The 15817-nt window shown below is 71.6% G+C and carries 14 protein-coding genes; 6 read left to right on the top strand and 8 right to left on the bottom strand.

Annotated elements, in window-relative coordinates; translation table 11 throughout:
* Positions 1 to 64: 64 nt before the first annotated feature.
* Positions 65 to 2629 carry an FHA domain-containing protein gene (locus ACFVZW_RS34650; protein ID WP_384530071.1) on the bottom strand — a complete coding sequence of 855 codons (2565 nt, stop codon included), beginning with the start codon at positions 2627 to 2629 and terminating at the stop codon, positions 65 to 67.
* Positions 2630 to 2883: 254 nt separating this feature from the next.
* Here ACFVZW_RS34650 and ACFVZW_RS34645 point away from each other — a divergent pair, with 254 nt between their 5' ends.
* Positions 2884 to 4533 (top strand): streptophobe family protein, encoded by a 1650-nt coding sequence (locus tag ACFVZW_RS34645; RefSeq protein ID WP_384530068.1) that lies wholly within the window; start codon positions 2884 to 2886, stop codon positions 4531 to 4533.
* 118 nt (positions 4534 to 4651) lie between these two features.
* A complete protein-coding gene (serB, locus tag ACFVZW_RS34640) occupies positions 4652 to 5869 on the top strand; it encodes a phosphoserine phosphatase SerB (protein ID WP_384530066.1) in 1218 nt (405 codons plus the stop codon).
* A 91-nt stretch (positions 5870 to 5960) separates the two neighbouring features.
* Here the strand turns inward: serB and ACFVZW_RS34635 are convergent, their stop codons facing one another.
* The 4 genes from ACFVZW_RS34635 to ACFVZW_RS34620 all read right to left on the bottom strand — a co-directional run bounded on the left by ACFVZW_RS34635 (position 5961) and on the right by ACFVZW_RS34620 (position 8353).
* Entirely contained in the window at positions 5961 to 6512 is a 552-nt protein-coding gene (locus ACFVZW_RS34635; RefSeq protein ID WP_384530063.1) for a SixA phosphatase family protein, read from the bottom strand.
* Between the two features lie 47 nt (positions 6513 to 6559).
* The gene (locus ACFVZW_RS34630) at positions 6560 to 6766 is read right to left on the bottom strand and encodes a hypothetical protein (protein ID WP_384530060.1); all 207 of its coding nucleotides are present in this window, start codon (positions 6764 to 6766) and stop codon (positions 6560 to 6562) included.
* 157 nt (positions 6767 to 6923) lie between these two features.
* Entirely contained in the window at positions 6924 to 7040 is a 117-nt protein-coding gene (locus ACFVZW_RS34625) for an SGM_5486 family transporter-associated protein (RefSeq protein ID WP_376443688.1), read from the bottom strand.
* 17 nt (positions 7041 to 7057) lie between these two features.
* On the bottom strand, positions 7058 to 8353 hold the full coding sequence (locus tag ACFVZW_RS34620; protein ID WP_384530057.1) for a CynX/NimT family MFS transporter: 1296 nt from the start codon (positions 8351 to 8353) through the stop codon (positions 7058 to 7060).
* A 64-nt stretch (positions 8354 to 8417) separates the two neighbouring features.
* Here ACFVZW_RS34620 and ACFVZW_RS34615 point away from each other — a divergent pair, with 64 nt between their 5' ends.
* On the top strand, positions 8418 to 9122 hold the full coding sequence (locus tag ACFVZW_RS34615; RefSeq protein WP_384530054.1) for a FadR/GntR family transcriptional regulator: 705 nt from the start codon (positions 8418 to 8420) through the stop codon (positions 9120 to 9122).
* Here the strand turns inward: ACFVZW_RS34615 and ACFVZW_RS34610 are convergent.
* The 3 genes from ACFVZW_RS34610 to fabG form a co-directional block, all read right to left on the bottom strand.
* Entirely contained in the window at positions 9076 to 9474 is a 399-nt protein-coding gene (locus ACFVZW_RS34610; RefSeq protein ID WP_384530051.1) for a hypothetical protein, read from the bottom strand. The genes ACFVZW_RS34615 and ACFVZW_RS34610 overlap by 47 nt on opposite strands.
* Positions 9475 to 9849: 375 nt before the next feature.
* On the bottom strand, positions 9850 to 10626 hold the full coding sequence (gene fabI / locus ACFVZW_RS34605; RefSeq protein ID WP_383563457.1) for an enoyl-ACP reductase FabI: 777 nt from the start codon (positions 10624 to 10626) through the stop codon (positions 9850 to 9852).
* A gap of 5 nt (positions 10627 to 10631) precedes the next feature.
* A complete protein-coding gene (fabG, locus tag ACFVZW_RS34600) occupies positions 10632 to 11336 on the bottom strand; it encodes a 3-oxoacyl-[acyl-carrier-protein] reductase (protein ID WP_376443702.1) in 705 nt (234 codons plus the stop codon).
* A gap of 197 nt (positions 11337 to 11533) precedes the next feature.
* On the opposite strand from fabG, the gene ACFVZW_RS34595 reads away from it, so the two are divergent.
* From ACFVZW_RS34595 to tyrS, 3 genes are read left to right on the top strand one after another with little or no spacing between them, the layout of a single operon-like run.
* Positions 11534 to 13054, top strand: coding sequence for a TldD/PmbA family protein (locus tag ACFVZW_RS34595; RefSeq protein ID WP_384530074.1), 1521 nt, complete (start codon positions 11534 to 11536; stop codon positions 13052 to 13054).
* Complete coding sequence (locus ACFVZW_RS34590) at positions 13051 to 14442, top strand: metallopeptidase TldD-related protein (protein WP_384530048.1); 1392 nt, start codon at positions 13051 to 13053, stop codon at positions 14440 to 14442. The genes ACFVZW_RS34595 and ACFVZW_RS34590 overlap by 4 nt, the downstream gene beginning before the upstream one ends.
* A 53-nt stretch (positions 14443 to 14495) precedes the next feature.
* On the top strand, positions 14496 to 15767 hold the full coding sequence (gene tyrS / locus ACFVZW_RS34585) for a tyrosine--tRNA ligase (protein WP_384530045.1): 1272 nt from the start codon (positions 14496 to 14498) through the stop codon (positions 15765 to 15767).
* Positions 15768 to 15817: the final 50 nt, after the last annotated feature.

Raw genomic sequence — 15817 nt, 5'->3', positions numbered from 1 at the left:
CGAGCTCGCGCGCGCCCCCGCGCACAGCGCGCCCCCAACCCCCGCCCCTCGTCGCGGGCCGGTGCTACTTGCGCATGACCTCGGGCTCGTGGCGGCGCAGCAGACGCGCCACCGCGAAGCCGCAGGCGATGCCGATGAGCAGCAGGATGGTGAGGTTGAAGCCCCACTGGCCGACGGTGTGGTCCCACAGCGGGTCCAGGTTGGTCGGGTCCTTGTGGTCCCACGGCGGCATGAGGTGCGCCAGGTCGAGGGTCGAGCCCGCGGCGGCGATGGCCCAGCGCGAGGGCATCAGCCAGGCGAACTGCTCCAGGCCGGGCGATCCGTACACCTGGAAGAGGATGCCGGTGAACACGACCTGGACGATCGCGAACATGACGAGCAGCGGCATCGTCTTCTCGGCGGTCTTCACCAGCGAGGAGATGACCAGGCCGAACATCATCGAGGTGAAGCCGAGCGCGATGATCGTGACGCAGAGCTCGACGGCCGGCGGGAGCACCAGACCCTCGGCCGGCAGCTCACGGGTGGCGAAGCCGATGCCGCAGATGATCACGCCCTGGATGGCGGTGATCACGCCGAGGACGATGACCTTGGACATCAGGTACGCCGAGCGGGACAGGCCGGTGGCCCGCTCCCGTTCGTAGATGACCCGCTCCTTGATCAGCTCTCGTACGGAGTTGGCGGCGCCCGAGAAGCACATGCCGACCGCGAGGATCAGCATGATCGTGCCGGCGTCGCCGTTGAAGCGGGACGGCGGCTTCGGCGGCGCGAGGCCGAAGTCGGCCGGGATGACGACCGAGACCAGGCCGAGGACGGCCGGCAGGATCACCATCAGGCCCATGAAGCCCTTGTCCGAGGCGATGACCGAGGAGTAGCGGCGGATCAGGGTCCACAGCTGGGAGCCCCAGCCCTGCGGCTTGGGCTGCCTGGCCATCGCCTGCTGCGGCATCTGGACCGGCTGCGCGGCGACGGCGTCGATGTCCGCGGCGTACATCTGGTAGTGCTGCGAGCCCTTCCAGCGGCCCGCCCAGTCGTAGTCGCGGTAGTTCTCGAAGGCGGAGAAGACATCGGCCCAGGTGGTGTAGCCGAAGAAGTTCAGCGCCTCCTCCGGCGGACCGAAGTAGGCCACGGAGCCGCCGGGCGCCATGACGAGGAGCTTGTCGCACAGGCCCAGCTCGGCCACCGAGTGGGTGACGACGAGGACGGTGCGGCCGTCGTCGGCGAGGCCGCGAAGCAGCTGCATGACGTCGCGGTCCATGCCCGGGTCGAGGCCGGAGGTCGGCTCGTCCAGGAAGATCAGCGAGGGCTTGGTGAGGAGCTCCAGGGCCACGGAGACACGCTTGCGCTGGCCACCGGAGAGGGAGGTGACCTTCTTCTCCTTGTGGATGTCGAGCTTGAGCTCGCGCAGCACCTCGTCGATGCGGGCCTCGCGCTCGGCCTCGGCGGTGTCGCCGGGGAAGCGGAGCTTGGCCGCGTAGCGGAGCGCCTTCTGGACGGTCAGCTCCTTGTGCAGGATGTCGTCCTGCGGGACCAGACCGATGCGCTGGCGCAGCTCGGCGAACTGCTTGTAGAGGCTCCGGTTGTCGTAGAGGACATCGCCCTCGTTGGCCGGGCGGTATCCGGTGAGCGCCTTGAGCAGGGTGGACTTGCCGGAGCCGGACGGGCCGATGACCCCGATCAGCGACTTCTCGGGGACGCCGAAGGAGACGTCCTTGAGGATCTGCTTGCCGCCGTCGACGGTGACCGTCAGGTGGCGGGCCGAGAAGGAGACCTCACCGGTGTCGACGAACTCCTCGAGCTGGCCGCCGACCATCCGGAAGGTCGAGTGACCGACACCGACGATGTCGTTGGGGCCGATGAGGACGGAGCCGCCCTTGGCGATCGGCTGACCGTTGACGTAGGTGCCGTTGTGGGATCCGAGGTCACGGATCTCGAAGCGGCCGTCGGGCGTGGCGTGGAACTCGGCGTGGTGGCGCGAGACCTGGAGGTCGGAGACGACCAGCTCGTTCTCGAGCGCACGGCCGATGCGCATCACGTGGCCGAGGGCCAGCTGGTGGAACGTGGTGGGGCTGCGGTCCCCGTAGACCGGCGGCGCCCCCGCGGCTCCGCCGCCCTGGCCGGGCACCTGCTGCGCCAACTGCCCGGCGGAGCCGCCCTGCTGGTGCGGGAACTGCTGTCCCTGTCCCTGCTGCTGCCAGCTCTGCTGCGGCGGCGGGGCCTGGTGCGTGGCCCAGTCGGCCTGCGCGGCGGCCTGCTGGGCGTTCGGGGCGCCATGGGCGGCCTGCGCGGCGTGCGGCGCCTGGGCCGCGGCCTGTTGCTGGGCCGGGGCGCCGCCGGCGAGGTTCAGCCGCGGGCCGTCGGTCGCGTTGCCGAGGTGTACCGCGGAGCCGGGGCCGATCTCCATCTGGTGGATCCGCTGCCCCTGCACGAAGGTGCCGTTGGTCGAGCCGTGGTCCTCGATGACCCAACTCCGGCCGCCCCAGCTGATGGTGGCGTGGCGCCACGAGACCCTGGCGTCGTCGATCACCAGGTCGCCCTGCGGATCACGTCCCAGGGTGTACGACCTGGACGGATCGAGAGTCCAGGTCCTTCCGTTCAATTCCAGTACGAGTTCTGGCACTCCATGCCCCACTACTTGTCCCCCGATGTACCCCCGTCGCAGGGAGTCTAGGGATGGCGAACATCGGGGGGAACTATTTCAGGCCCTGCCCGTACTCCGAAAGTCGGGCGGTGTGAAGACCCCGCAGAGGCGTGCTTCGACCGCCCCCGAGTGCCCCCGCACGGGCCGTTGACGCGAGGAGAAATCACCCCGGAGAGTGGTAAGCGCCATGAGTGCATACGGATCACGCATCAATGGGGCAACTCGCCACGAACCGGGGGGTTCTGATGGATGCGGGCGGTGATGGCGGGCGGGCGGGCGCGATCGATGTGATTCTGGCCTCGATCGCCGCGGTGAGCTGGGCACTGGTGGGGATGGCGGGTGCCGCGGCGCTCGGACTGCATCTGCTGGGCGCGGACGCGGCCGGCGGGCTCGTTCCGATGACGGCCGCCGTGGTCGTCCTCGGCGTGGGCGGGTCGGTGACGCCGTCGGGCGATGTGTCGGCGTTCGGTCTGGAGGGAGCGGCGGTGGAGACCGCCGTCGACTTCACGCCATTGGGGGTCTCCCTGACGGGGGCGCTGTTCCTCGCGTACTTCTTCCTGCGCTCGCTGCGCCGTGCGGGGCCGTACGTCTCGGGGACCGAACTCGCCGCCCGGGTCCTGGTTCTGGTGACGCTCTTCCTCGCGGTCGTGGCCGGTCTGGCGTGGGCCGGGAACGACGTGGTGACCATCGACGGGAGCGCGTGGGGTGTCGACGAGATCCCGGGGGCGGGCGGGATCGGGGACATCGACGTCGGTGGCATCGGCGACATCGGGGACATCGGAGGGCTGCTGCCGGACCGGGTCGGGGACCTGGTGGAGGCGGAGGCGTCGGTGGGGTTCTCGGTGAACGCCGTCGAGTCGCTGGCGGGCGCGCTGTTCTGGGTCCTCGGGGTGGTCCTGATCGCGCTGCTCGCCGCGCGGCGGGCGCCGCTGCCGCCGGGGCGGGTCGGGGACGCGGTGCGGCGGGCGGCCCGGCCCGCGGCCTCGGCGCTGGTGACGGTGGTCCTGGTGGCGGTGGTCGCCGGATACGCGGCGGCGGGGTACGCGGCGCTCGGCGACGAGCATCCCCGCCGGGTCGTCGGGGCCGCGCTGCTGGGCGCGCCGAACGGGGTGGGGCTCGGGGTGCCACTCGGGCTCTTCGTGCCCTGGCGAGGGTCGGCGCGCGGGTCGTTGGCGGAGGTGCTGCCGGATCCGCTGGGCGCGCTCGTACGGGGTTCGGTGGAGCGACCGGTGACGGTGGGCCGGCTCGCGGAGCTCGACGAGGGGGTCTGGCTGCTCGCGGTCGCCGCGGCCGTGACGATGCTCGCCGCGGGGGTGCTGGCCGCGGCCCGTACGCCACGGGCGGGGCTGGAGGCGGTCGCCTTCGCCCGGCGGTGCGGGGTGCGGCTGAGCGTGGCGGCCGCGCTCGCGCTGCCGTTGCCGGTGGTGCTGAGCGGAGTGTCGGTGGACGCGTCGCTCGCGGTGCTCGGGATCGACGCGTTCGACGCCGGGATCGAGCTGCACGGGGACGTGGGAGCGGCGCTGCTGCTGGGGGCGGTGTGGGGAGCGGGTGCGGGCGGCCTGGGGGCGCTGCTCGCGTGCGCCACGGGGGTGGCGGGTGGGCGGGAGCGTAGGTACGGCGATGCGACGCCGACGCCGACCCCGGCCCCGGCGCGGGCGCCGGGACCGTATCGCCCGCCGGGTGCGGGGACGCGTCCGTACGGCAGCGAGCAGGGCGGCGGCGGGCTGCACAGCGCTCCGACACAGGCGGGCCACCCCGGCCTCTGGGCACCTCCCCCGCCACCGCCGCCTCCCCCGCCACCGTCGGCCGGGCCGCCCGGTCCGCGGCCCGGCCCCCCTGGTCCGGCCGGTCCGGCCGGCCCGCCGCCCGGCGGCTCGGGGCGCGGGTCGTCGTGACGGGGCCGCGCCCTCCTGCCTTCCGGGGGCTACGGTGACAAGGGTGCGACCAGCCGGGTGTCCGGTACGCGGGACGGGGGGACTGGTGGCACCCAGTGCCCGATACGGTGGAACCACCATGAGCGCATCGCAGACCTCAGACGTTCCCACCCTTCTCGTCAAGATCTTCGGGAAGGACCGTCCCGGGATCACCGCCGGGCTCTTCGACACCCTCGCCGCCTACTCCGTCGACGTCGTGGACATCGAGCAGGTCGTGTCCCGCGGCCGCCTCGTCCTGTGCGCGCTCGTCACCGAGCCGACCGTCGCCTCCCAGGGCGAGCTGCGCGCGACCATCCACAGCTGGGCCGAGTCGCTGAAGCTCCAGGCCGAGATCATCTCCGGCACCGGCGACAACCGGCCGCGCGGCAGTGGCCGTTCGCACGTCACCGTCCTCGGGCACCCGCTGACCGCCGAGCAGACCGCCGCCATAACGGCCAGGATCGCCGAGAAGGGCGGCAACATCGACCGTATCTTCCGCCTCGCGAAGTACCCCGTGACGGCGGTCGAGTTCGCCGTCTCGGGCTGCGAGACCGAACCGCTGCGGACCGCGCTGGCCACCCAGGCCCACGGCATCGGTGTGGACGTGGCCGTCGTCTCGGCGGGGCTGCACCGCCGTGCGCAGCGGCTGGTCGTCATGGATGTCGACTCCACGCTGATCCAGGACGAGGTCATCGAGCTCTTCGCGGCGCATGCGGGCTGCGAGGACAAGGTCGCCGAGGTCACGGCCGCGGCGATGCGCGGCGAGCTGGACTTCGAGCAGTCCCTCCACGCGCGCGTGGAGCTGCTGGCCGGGCTCGACGCCTCGGTGGTGGACAAGGTCCGTGCCGAGGTACGGCTCACCCCCGGCGCCCGCACCCTCATCCGTACGCTCAAGCGGCTCGGCTACCAGGTCGGCGTGGTCTCGGGCGGATTCACCCAGGTCACGGACGATCTCAAGGAGAGGCTGGGGCTCGACTTCGCCTCGGCCAACACCCTGGAGATCGTGGACGGCAAGCTGACCGGCCGGGTCACCGGCGAGATCGTGGACCGGGCGGGCAAGGCGCGGCTGCTGCGGCGTTTCGCCGCGGAGGCGGGCGTGCCGCTCTCCCAGACCGTGGCGATCGGCGACGGTGCCAACGACCTGGACATGCTGAACACGGCCGGCCTCGGCGTCGCCTTCAACGCCAAGCCCGTGGTGCGCCAGGCCGCCCACACCGCCGTGAACGTGCCCTTCCTCGACACGGTCCTCTATCTGCTGGGGATCACCCGCGAGGAGGTCGAGGCGGCGGACGGCGACGAGGAGGATCTGCTGCACTGACGTCCGCGTCCGCGTCCCGCACCGCCCCGCCGCGTACGGCGAAGGGCCCGGCCCCCGTGGGGTGGCCGGGCCCTTCGCCGTACGGGGCGGGTCAGCTGTGCGGGGCCCAGTAGTCGAGCAGGGTGGCGACGCCGTGCTCCACGGACTTCCAGGAGCCGCTGAAGCCGAGGACGGAGAACGCGGACGTGGGGAAGCCACCGCGGTTCATCCGGGCCAGGGCGTCGCCCTCGGCCGAGCCCGCGAGGGCATCGGAGAGTGCATGCATGCCGGGGTTGTGGCCGATGACGAGGACGCTCTTCACCTCGTCGGAGACCTCGTTGAGGAGGGCGATCAGCTCGCCGGGCGAGGCCTCGTAGAGCCGCTCCTCATAGACGGTCTTGGGGCGGTGCGGCAGCTCCTGCACGGCCAGTTTCCAGGTCTCGCGGGTCCTGGCGGCGGTCGAGCAGAGGGCCAGATCGAAGGTGATCCCGGTGTCGGCGAGCTTGCGCCCGGCCACGGGGGCGTCCGCGCGGCCGCGGTCGGCGAGCGGTCGCTCGTGGTCGGACACCTGGGGCCAGTCGGCCTTGGCATGCCGGAGCAGCACAATCCTGCGGGGTTCGGGGGAGCCGGGGGGTGTCCCCCCGGAAGTCACTGCGACGCTCATGGGCTCCAGCTTCGCATGAAACGAGCCACCGGGCGCAGGGTGTTGGGTCAGTGGGGCAGCGTCTGCTGGATCCGCTTCAGGAGATGCCCGACCGACGGGTCGCCACCGGCCGCGTGGGCCCCGCCCGGTCCCGCTATCAGCAGGAAGAGGGCGACGAACGCGGCCACCGGGAGGGCGAGCGCCCACCAGGGCAGCCGGGTGTCGACGCCGCCGACGGACGGGGCCGGGGTCCGGGTGTGCGTACGGGCCGACATGGCCGCCTCCGTGGGTCGGGACTTCCCGCGGCGGTGACTGCCGCGATGTCTCCACGCTACGGAGCGCGCATCGTCGAGCCCATCCGGTGATCCACCTACTTCACCCTGAGACTCACCCCCTAGGGGATGGAGGGGTTAACCCCACCGCGAGGGCGGGTCAGGGGGAGGCGAAGGTGGCGATGACGGCGATGACGACCGAGATCCCCAGCATCGCGCCGAGCACGAGCAGGAGCTTCTTCTGGCCGTTCGGGGGGTTCGGGTCGAGCACTGGCATGGAGACAGTCTCGCATCTCAGCATTCGTCCTCGACGGTCCGGTCCCTTCCGGCGAGGCTGCCGACGATCATCTGGGGGATCATCAGCCCGGCCATGAGCGCGATGGGCAGGCCCCAGCCCCCACTGTGCTGGTAGAGGACGCCTACCAGCAGCGGGCCGGGGATGGAGATGAGGTAGCCGACGCTCTGCGCGAAGGCGGAGAGCCGGACGACGCCGGCGCCGCTGCGCGAGCGCATACCGATCATGGTGAGGGCGAGCGGGAAGGAGCAGTTGGAGACGCCGAGGAGCACCGCCCAGACCCAGGCGCCGCCGGAGGGCGCGAGGAAGAGGCCCGTGTAGCCGACCAGGCCGCACAGGCCCAGGGCGACGACGATCGGGCCCTGGGTCTTGAGCCGGGTCGCGAGGCGCGGGATGACGAACGCGAGCGGTACGCCCATCACCATGGTGACGGCGAGCAGCACACCGGCCGTACCGGCCGGGACGCCGGCGTCGCGGAAGATCTGCGGCATCCAGCCCATCGTGATGTACGCGCCGGTGGCCTGGAGGCCGAAGTAGGCGCCGAGGGTCCAGGCGGTGCGGCTGCGGGTGATCCGGAGCGGGGCGGTCGAGGGGGCCGCGGAGCGGGCCTCGGCCGCGCCTGTCGCCGACCCCGTGGCCCGGTCGCGCAGCAGCGGGACCCAGGGCAGCACGGCGAGGGCGGCGAGGAGCCCCCAGACGCCGAGGCCGGTGCGCCAACTGCCGCCCAGGGCCTCGGTCATGGGCACGGTCGCGGCGGCGGCCAGGGAGGTGCCGAGGGCGAGCGCCATGGAGTACAGGCCCGTGACGCTGCCGACGCGGTCGGGGAAGTACCGCTTGACGATGACGGGCATCAGGACGTTGCTGACCGCGATGCCCATGAGGGCGAGGGCGCTGGCGGCGAGGAAGCCGACGGTGCCGGAGGCGAAGGGGCGGACGGCGAGACCGGCGAGGATCGCGGCCATGCCGGCGCAGACGACGGCCGCGGGGCCGAAGCGGCGGGCGAGGCGGGGCGCCGTGATGCCGAAGACCGCGAAGCAGAGCGGGGGTACGGAGGTGAGGACGCCGGCCACGCTGCCGCTCATGTGGAGTCCGTCGCGGACCTCTTCGAGGAGGGCGCCGAGGCTGGTGATGGCGGGGCGGAGGTTGAGCGCGGCGAGGACGAGTCCGACGAGGACGATCCGGGTGATCCAGAGAGCCGGCCGGTCCGGTGCGGAAGAATCCCCCACGGTGGCGGTCGGCTTGGAGGTCCGGGCCGGCGGTGCGGCGGTCTCGAGGGTCTGCGGCTCGTCATGCATGAGCGCCATCATAGAATCATGGGATCATTGATTGTCCAATCCGGAACGAAATGGAAGGTGCACCATGGCGCTCGGCTCCCCCCGGCGTTCCGGGCTCTCCGATCAGGTGATCACCGAGCTGCGGAACCAGATCACCTCCGGTGAGTGGCCGGTCGGGTCGCGGATCCCGACCGAACCGGAACTGGTCGAGCAGCTGGGCGTGGCCCGCAACACCGTGCGCGAGGCGGTCCGCGCGCTCGCGCACAACGGGCTGCTCGACATCCGGCAGGGCTCGGGCACCTATGTCGTCGCGACCAGCGAGCTCGCCGGCGTGATGCACCGCCGGTTCGCCGGATCCGACCCGCGGCACATCGCCGAGCTGCGTTCGACGCTGGAGTCCTCGGCGGCGCGGCTCGCGGCGCAGCGGCGCACGGAGCGGGACCTGAAGCAGCTGGACGGGCTGCTGAGCGGCCGCGAGGAGGCCTGGCGGTCGGGCGACGCCGAGCGGTTCGTGACGGCCGACGGCGCGTTCCACCACGCCGTGGTGGTCGCCTCGCACAACGACGTACTGACCGAGCTCTACGCCGACCTCGGGGACGTCCTGCGGCAGTGGCTGCGCGACGACGTGGGCCCGGAGCTGCGGCCGGAGCACCACATGGACCACGCGCGCCTGGTGGAGGCGATCCGGGCGGGCGACGCGGACACGGCGGCGGCCGAGGCGGCCGGGTATCCGTTCATGTGCCTCAGGAACCTGGGGCCCGCGGAGCCGGCTCGACCGGCTGGTGCGTGAGCCAGGCGGAGCGGACCTCCTTCCAGCAACGGCCGCTCAGCTGGGCGTAGGCGGTCGCCTCCACGTCGACGGGGGCGCTGTCGGTGTCCACGTCCCACCACCGGTCGCACTCGACGTGCAGCCGGACGCGATCGGTGTCCGGGTAGGGGTTGTGGCAGTAGGCGGTGACGCGGGAACCCTCGACGACCGTGCGGCAGGAGGCCCCGAAGTTCTCGGGCTCCTGGGCGACGGTCGGCGGAGGGGCGTCCTCGGCGGGACCGGGCGCCGCGCGCACCTCGGCCGCGACGGCGAGTCCGGCGAGGAGTGCGGCGGCCGAGGCGAGAGCGGCGGCCCTGCGGTGCGGCGCGCGCATGTCCCTACCTCCTCCCCACCAGTAGCCGGAATGTCACGCTCCGATCCAGTGTGAGGGGGTTCGCCCGACTTTTCGACTCGGGCGAACGGGTGCGGGAACGCCGAAGGCCGGGCGCCCTCCGTGGAGGGTCGCCCGGCCTTCGTACGAGCCCTTAGGGCCTCTCGCTTGGATCTTGCCGGGCTCGCGTGCCCTGGTGCCGCTCCCCCAAGCTCTTCGAGCAGGGGGTACCCCCAGCCGCGTTGTCGTCGGTCGGCATGGTCCCCCGTAGCCCTTCGGGCACGGGAGGTGCCCCCACCGCCATGCCTCCCTCCTCCGCCTTGCGAGCCACGGCACCAGACCCCGCTCACTGATCCGGCCTGATCCAGACGAAAGACCCTAGGCTCCGATGGCGTGCAGACCGCCGTCGACGTGCACGATCTCGCCGGTCGTCTTCGGGAACCAGTCGGACAGCAGCGCCACGACGCCCTTGCCCGCCGGCTCCGGGTCGGCCAGGTTCCACTCCAGCGGGGAGCGGCTGTCCCAGACCGCGGCCAGCTCCGAGAAGCCGGGGATCGACTTCGCGGCCATCGAACCGATCGGACCCGCCGAGATCAGGTTGCAGCGGATGTTCTGCTTGCCCAGGTCGCGGGCCATGTAGCGGTTGGTGGCCTCCAGCGCGGCCTTGGCCGGGCCCATCCAGTCGTACTGCGGCCAGGCGAACTGCGCGTCGAAGGTGAGGCCGACGACCGAGCCGCCCTCGCTCATCAGCGGCAGCAGCGCCATCGTCAGGGACTTCAGCGAGAAGGCCGAGACGTGCATGGCCGTCGCGACCGACTCGAACGGCGTGTTGAGGAAGTTGCCGCCGAGCGCGTCCTGCGGGGCGAAACCGATGGAGTGGACGACGCCGTCCAGACGGTCGCCGAGGTGCTCGCGCACCTGGCCCTCAAGGCGCGCCAGGTGCTCGTCGTTGGAGACGTCGAGCTCCAGGACCTTCACCTTGTCGGGGTGGGGCAGCTTCTTGGCGATGCGCTCGGTCAGCGTCGGCCGCGGCCAGGCGGTGAGGATGATCTCCGCGCCCTGCTCCTGGGCCAGCTTCGCGGTGTGGAAGGCGATGGAGGACTCCATCAGCACACCGGTGATCAGGATGCGCTTGCCCTCGAGAATTCCGCTCATGGTGATCAGTGACCCATGCCCAATCCGCCGTCAACTGGGATGACGGCTCCAGTGATGTACGAGGCGTCGTCGGAGGCGAGGAACTTCACCGCGGCGGCGATCTCCTCCGGCTGCGCGTAGCGGCCCAGCGGCACCTGGGACACGATGCCGGCGCGCTGCTCGTCGGTGAGGACGGCGGTCATGTCGGTGTCGACGAAACCGGGCGCGACGACGTTGAAGGTGATGTTGCGCGAGCCGAGCTCCCGGGCGAGGGACCGCGCGAAACCGACCAGGCCGGCCTTCGAGGCGGCGTAGTTCGCCTGACCCGCCGAGCCGAGGAGACCCACGACCGAGGAGATCAGCACGACGCGGCCCTTCTTGGCGCGCAGCATGCCGCGGTTGGCGCGCTTGACGACCCGGAAGGTGCCGGTGAGGTTGGTGTCGAGGACGGAGGTGAAGTCCTCTTCGGACATGCGCATGAGCAGCTGGTCCTTGGTGACGCCGGCGTTGGCCACCAGCACCTCCACGGGACCGTGCTTCTCCTCGATCTCCTTGTACGCCTGCTCCACCTGCTCGGCGTCGGTGATGTCGCACTTGACGGCGAGGAAGCCGGCCGGCGGCTCTCCGGAGCGGTACGTGATCGCGACCTTGTCGCCGGCTTCGGCGAACGCGCGGGCGATGGCGAGGCCGATGCCCCGGTTGCCTCCGGTGACGAGAACCGAGCGGCTCAACGGATCACCCTTTCGATAGCGGTCTGGTTACCGAAAACCTATCGGTCCCGTCCCTTCCGCGAGGAATCGACCCCTGACAGTGGCGTACGGATGTCACTGTCGGGTCCCTACAGAAAGCTCTGGGCGTGGCGACCGAAAGCGCGACATGATCGGGGGCGACCGGTCTCACACGACAGGAGACAGCTGTGCCATCTGGCATCCATTCCCTCGACGCAGCCTTCACCGCGCTGCCGTTGCGGGCGCTGGCGGACGCCGCGCTCGCACGCGCGCGTGCCCTCGGCTCCGACCATGCCGACTTCCGTCTGGAGCGGGTGCGCAGCGCCTCGTGGCGGTTGCGGGACGCCAAACCCTCGGGTTCCTCGGACACCACGGACCTCGGGTACGCGGTGCGGGTGGTGCACGGCGGAGCCTGGGGGTTCGCCTCCGGGGTCGACCTGACCATGGACGGGGCCGCGCGCGTCGCCTCGCAGGCCGTCGCCATGGCCAAGCTGTCCGCCAAGGTGATCGCCGCGGCGGGCTCCGACGAGCGCGTGGAGCTGGCCGAGGAGCCGGTGCATGCGGAGCGGACCTGGATCTCCTCGTACGAGATCAACCCGTTCGACATCCCCGGCGCCGAGAAGAGCGCGCTGCTCGCCGACTGGAGCGAGCGGCTGCTGCGGGCGGACGGTGTCGCGCATGTCGACGCCTCGCTGATGACCGTCCAGGAGAACAAGTTCTACGCGGACACGGCGGGCACCGTCACCACCCAGCAGCGGGTCCGGCTGCACCCGCAGCTCACCGCGGTCGCCGTGGACGAGACGACCGGCGAGTTCGACTCGATGCGGACGATCGCGCCGCCGGTCGGGCGCGGCTGGGAGTACCTGACCGGCACCGGCTGGGACTGGGACGCGGAGCTGGAGCAGATCCCCGGGCTGCTCGCCGAGAAGATGCGGGCGCCGAGCGTGGAGGCGGGGGCGTACGACCTGGTCGTCGACCCGTCGAACCTCTGGCTGACGATCCACGAGTCGATCGGCCACGCCACCGAGCTGGACCGGGCGCTGGGCTACGAGGCGGCGTACGCGGGGACCTCCTTCGCCACCTTCGACCAGCTGGGCAAGCTGGCGTACGGCTCGTCGATCATGAACGTGACGGGTGACAGGACCGCCGAGCACGGGCTCGCGACCGTCGGGTACGACGACGAGGGCGTCGAGGCGCAGTCGTGGGACCTGGTGAAGGACGGCACGCTCGTCGGCTACCAGCTGGACCGGCGGATCGCGAAGCTCACGGGCCTGGGCCGGTCGAACGGCTGTGCCTTCGCCGACTCGCCGGGCCATGTGCCGGTGCAGCGGATGGCGAACGTCTCCCTGCAGCCGGACCCGGGCGGGCTCTCCACGGAGGATCTGATCGGGGGCGTCGAGCGCGGTATCTACGTGGTCGGGGACCGGTCCTGGTCGATCGACATGCAGCGGTACAACTTCCAGTTCACCGGGCAGCGCTTCTTCCGCATCGAGAACGGCAGGCTGGCCGGCCAGCTGCGGGACGTCGCGTACCAGGCGACGACCACGGACTTCTGGGGCTCGATGGAGAAGGTCGGCGGCCCGCAGACGTACGTCCTCGGCGGCGCCTTCAACTGCGGCAAGGCACAGCCCGGCCAGGTCGCGGCGGTCTCCCACGGCTGCCCCTCCGCCCTCTTCAGGGGCGTCAACATCCTCAACACGACGCAGGAGGCCGGTCGATGAGCCGCGTCAGCAAGCCGTACGAGATCGTCGAGCGGGCCCTGGAGCTGTCCCGCGCGGACGGGTGTGTCGTCATCGCCGACGAGGAGTCCTCCGCCAATCTGCGCTGGGCGGGCAACGCGCTGACCACCAACGGCGTCACCCGCGGCCGTACGCTCACGGTCGTCGCCACCGTGGACGGCGCGCAGGGCACCGCGTCCGGTGTCGTCTCGCGCTCCGCCGTGACCGTGGACGACCTGGAGTCGCTGGTACGGGCCGCTGAGGAGGCCGCCCGCGCCGCGGGGCCCGCCGAGGACGCGCAGCCCCTGGTCGAGGGCATCGACGCCTCCCCCGACTTCAGGGACGCGCCGGCCGAGACCAGCTCCGCCGTCTTCGCGGACTTCGCGCCCGCGCTCGGCGAGGCCTTCGCCCGCGCGCGGGCCGGCGGACGCGAGCTGTACGGCTTCGCCAACCACGAGCTGACCTCGACCTACCTCGGTACGTCGACGGGGCTGCGCCTCCGGCACGACCAGCCCAACGGCACCCTGGAGCTCAATGCCAAGTCCCCCGACCGCTCGCGCTCCGCATGGGCCGGGCGCTCCACCCGGGACTTCAAGGATGTCGACCCGGCCGCCCTCGACGCCGATCTCGCGCAGCGGCTCGGCTGGGCGGAGCGCCGGATCGACCTGCCGGCCGGGCGGTACGAGACGCTGCTGCCGCCGACCGCCGTGGCCGACCTGTTGATCTACCAGCTCTGGTCGTCGACGGCCCGGGACGCGGTCGAGGGCCGCACGGTCTTCTCGAAGCCGGGCGGTGGGACCCGACTCGGCGAGACCCTCTCGCCGCTGCCGCTGACCCTGCGCAGCGACCCGAACGAGCCGGGTCTGGAGTCCGCGCCGTTCGTGATCGCGCACTCCTCGGGCGACGACTCCTCCGTCTTCGACAACGGTCTGCCGCTGGCGCCGATCGACTGGGTGCGGGAGGGGAAGCTGGAGCATCTGATCACCACCCGGCACACCGCGGCGCTCACCCGCCTGCCCGTGGCGCCGGGCGCCGGGAACCTGATCCTGGACGGCGGCGGCGAGCGCTCGCTGGAGGAGATGGTCGCCTCGACGGAGCGCGGCCTGCTGCTGACCTGCCTCTGGTACATCCGCGAGGTCGATCCGGCGACGCTGCTGCTGACCGGGCTGACCCGCGACGGCGTCTACCTCGTCGAGCACGGCGAGGTGGTCGGCGAGGTGAACAACTTCCGGTTCAACGAGTCGCCGGTGGACCTGCTGTCGCGGGCCTCGGAGGCGGGACGGACCGAGAAGACGCTGCCGCGCGAGTGGAGCGACTGGTTCACCAGGGCCGCGATGCCGGCGCTGCGGGTGCCGGACTTCAACATGAGCTCGGTCAGCAAGGGTGTCTGACCCCCATAGACTGAGCACGGCGTGACGACCATCAACCAAGGAGACCGAGAATCGTGACGGACATCGTCGACGAGCTCAAGTGGCGCGGGCTGTTCGCCCAGTCCACCGACGAGGACGCCCTGCGCAAGGCTCTCGCGGACGGTCCCGTCACGTTCTATTGCGGCTTCGACCCGACCGCGGCCAGTCTCCACGTCGGCCACCTGGTCCAGGTGCTCACCGTCCGCCGGCTCCAGCAGGCCGGTCACCGGCCGCTGGCGCTGGTCGGCGGGGCCACCGGCCAGATCGGCGACCCGCGGCCGACCGCCGAGCGCACCCTGAACGACCCGGAGACGGTCGCGAACTGGGTGAACCGGCTGCGGAGCCAGATCGAGCCGTTCCTCTCCTTCGAGGGGGAGAACGCGGCGGTCATGGTGAACAACCTGGACTGGACCGCCGGCCTGTCCGCGATCGAGTTCCTGCGGGACATCGGCAAGCACTTCCGGGTCAACAAGATGCTGACCAAGGACTCCGTCGCCCGGCGCCTGGAGTCCGAGCAGGGCATCAGCTACACCGAGTTCAGCTACCAGCTGCTCCAGGGCATGGACTTCCTTGAGCTGTACCGGCGCTACGGCTGCACGCTGCAGCAGGGCGGCTCCGACCAGTGGGGCAACCTGGTGGCGGGCCTCGACCTGATCCACCGCCTGGAGCCGGGCGCCGAGGCGCATGCGCTGGCGACCCCGCTGATGGTCAAGGCGGACGGCACCAAGTTCGGCAAGACCGAGGGCGGGGCCGTCTGGCTCGACCCGGAGATGACGACGCCGTACGCGTTCTACCAGTTCTGGCTGAACGTGGACGACCGGGACATCTCGACGTACATGCGGATCCTGTCCTTCAAGTCCCGCGAGGAGCTCGAGGAGCTGGAGCAGCAGACCGCCGAGCGGCCGCAGGCCCGGGCCGCCCAGCGGGCGCTCGCCGAGGAGCTGACGACGCTGGTGCACGGCGCCGAGCAGTGTGCGGCCGTCATCAACGCCTCGAAGGCGCTGTTCGGGCAGGGCGACCTGACCGAGCTGGACGAGGCCACGCTGGCCGCCGCGCTCTCCGAGCTGCCGCACGCGCGCGTGGCGGAGCTCGGGCAGGTCGTGGACCTGTTCGTCGAGGTCGGTCTCGCGCCGAGCAAGTCGGGAGCGCGCCGCACGGTGAAGGAGGGCGGGGCGTACGTGAACAACGTGAAGGTCACCGCCGAGGACGCCGAGGTGTCGGCGGACGAGCTGCTGCACGGCCGGTGGCTGGTGCTGCGCCGGGGCAAGAAGAACCTGGCGGCGATCGAGGTCGGCGCCGAGGGCTGACGCCCCGGAGCAGGACACGGCGGAGGCCGGTACGCGCATGATGCGCGTAC

This window comes from Streptomyces sp. NPDC059567 (genome assembly GCF_042735655.1).
Lineage (GTDB): Bacteria > Actinomycetota > Actinomycetes > Streptomycetales > Streptomycetaceae > Streptomyces.
The sequence above is the reverse complement of the archived record's forward strand: the minus strand, read 5'-3'. Positions and strand labels throughout refer to the sequence as shown.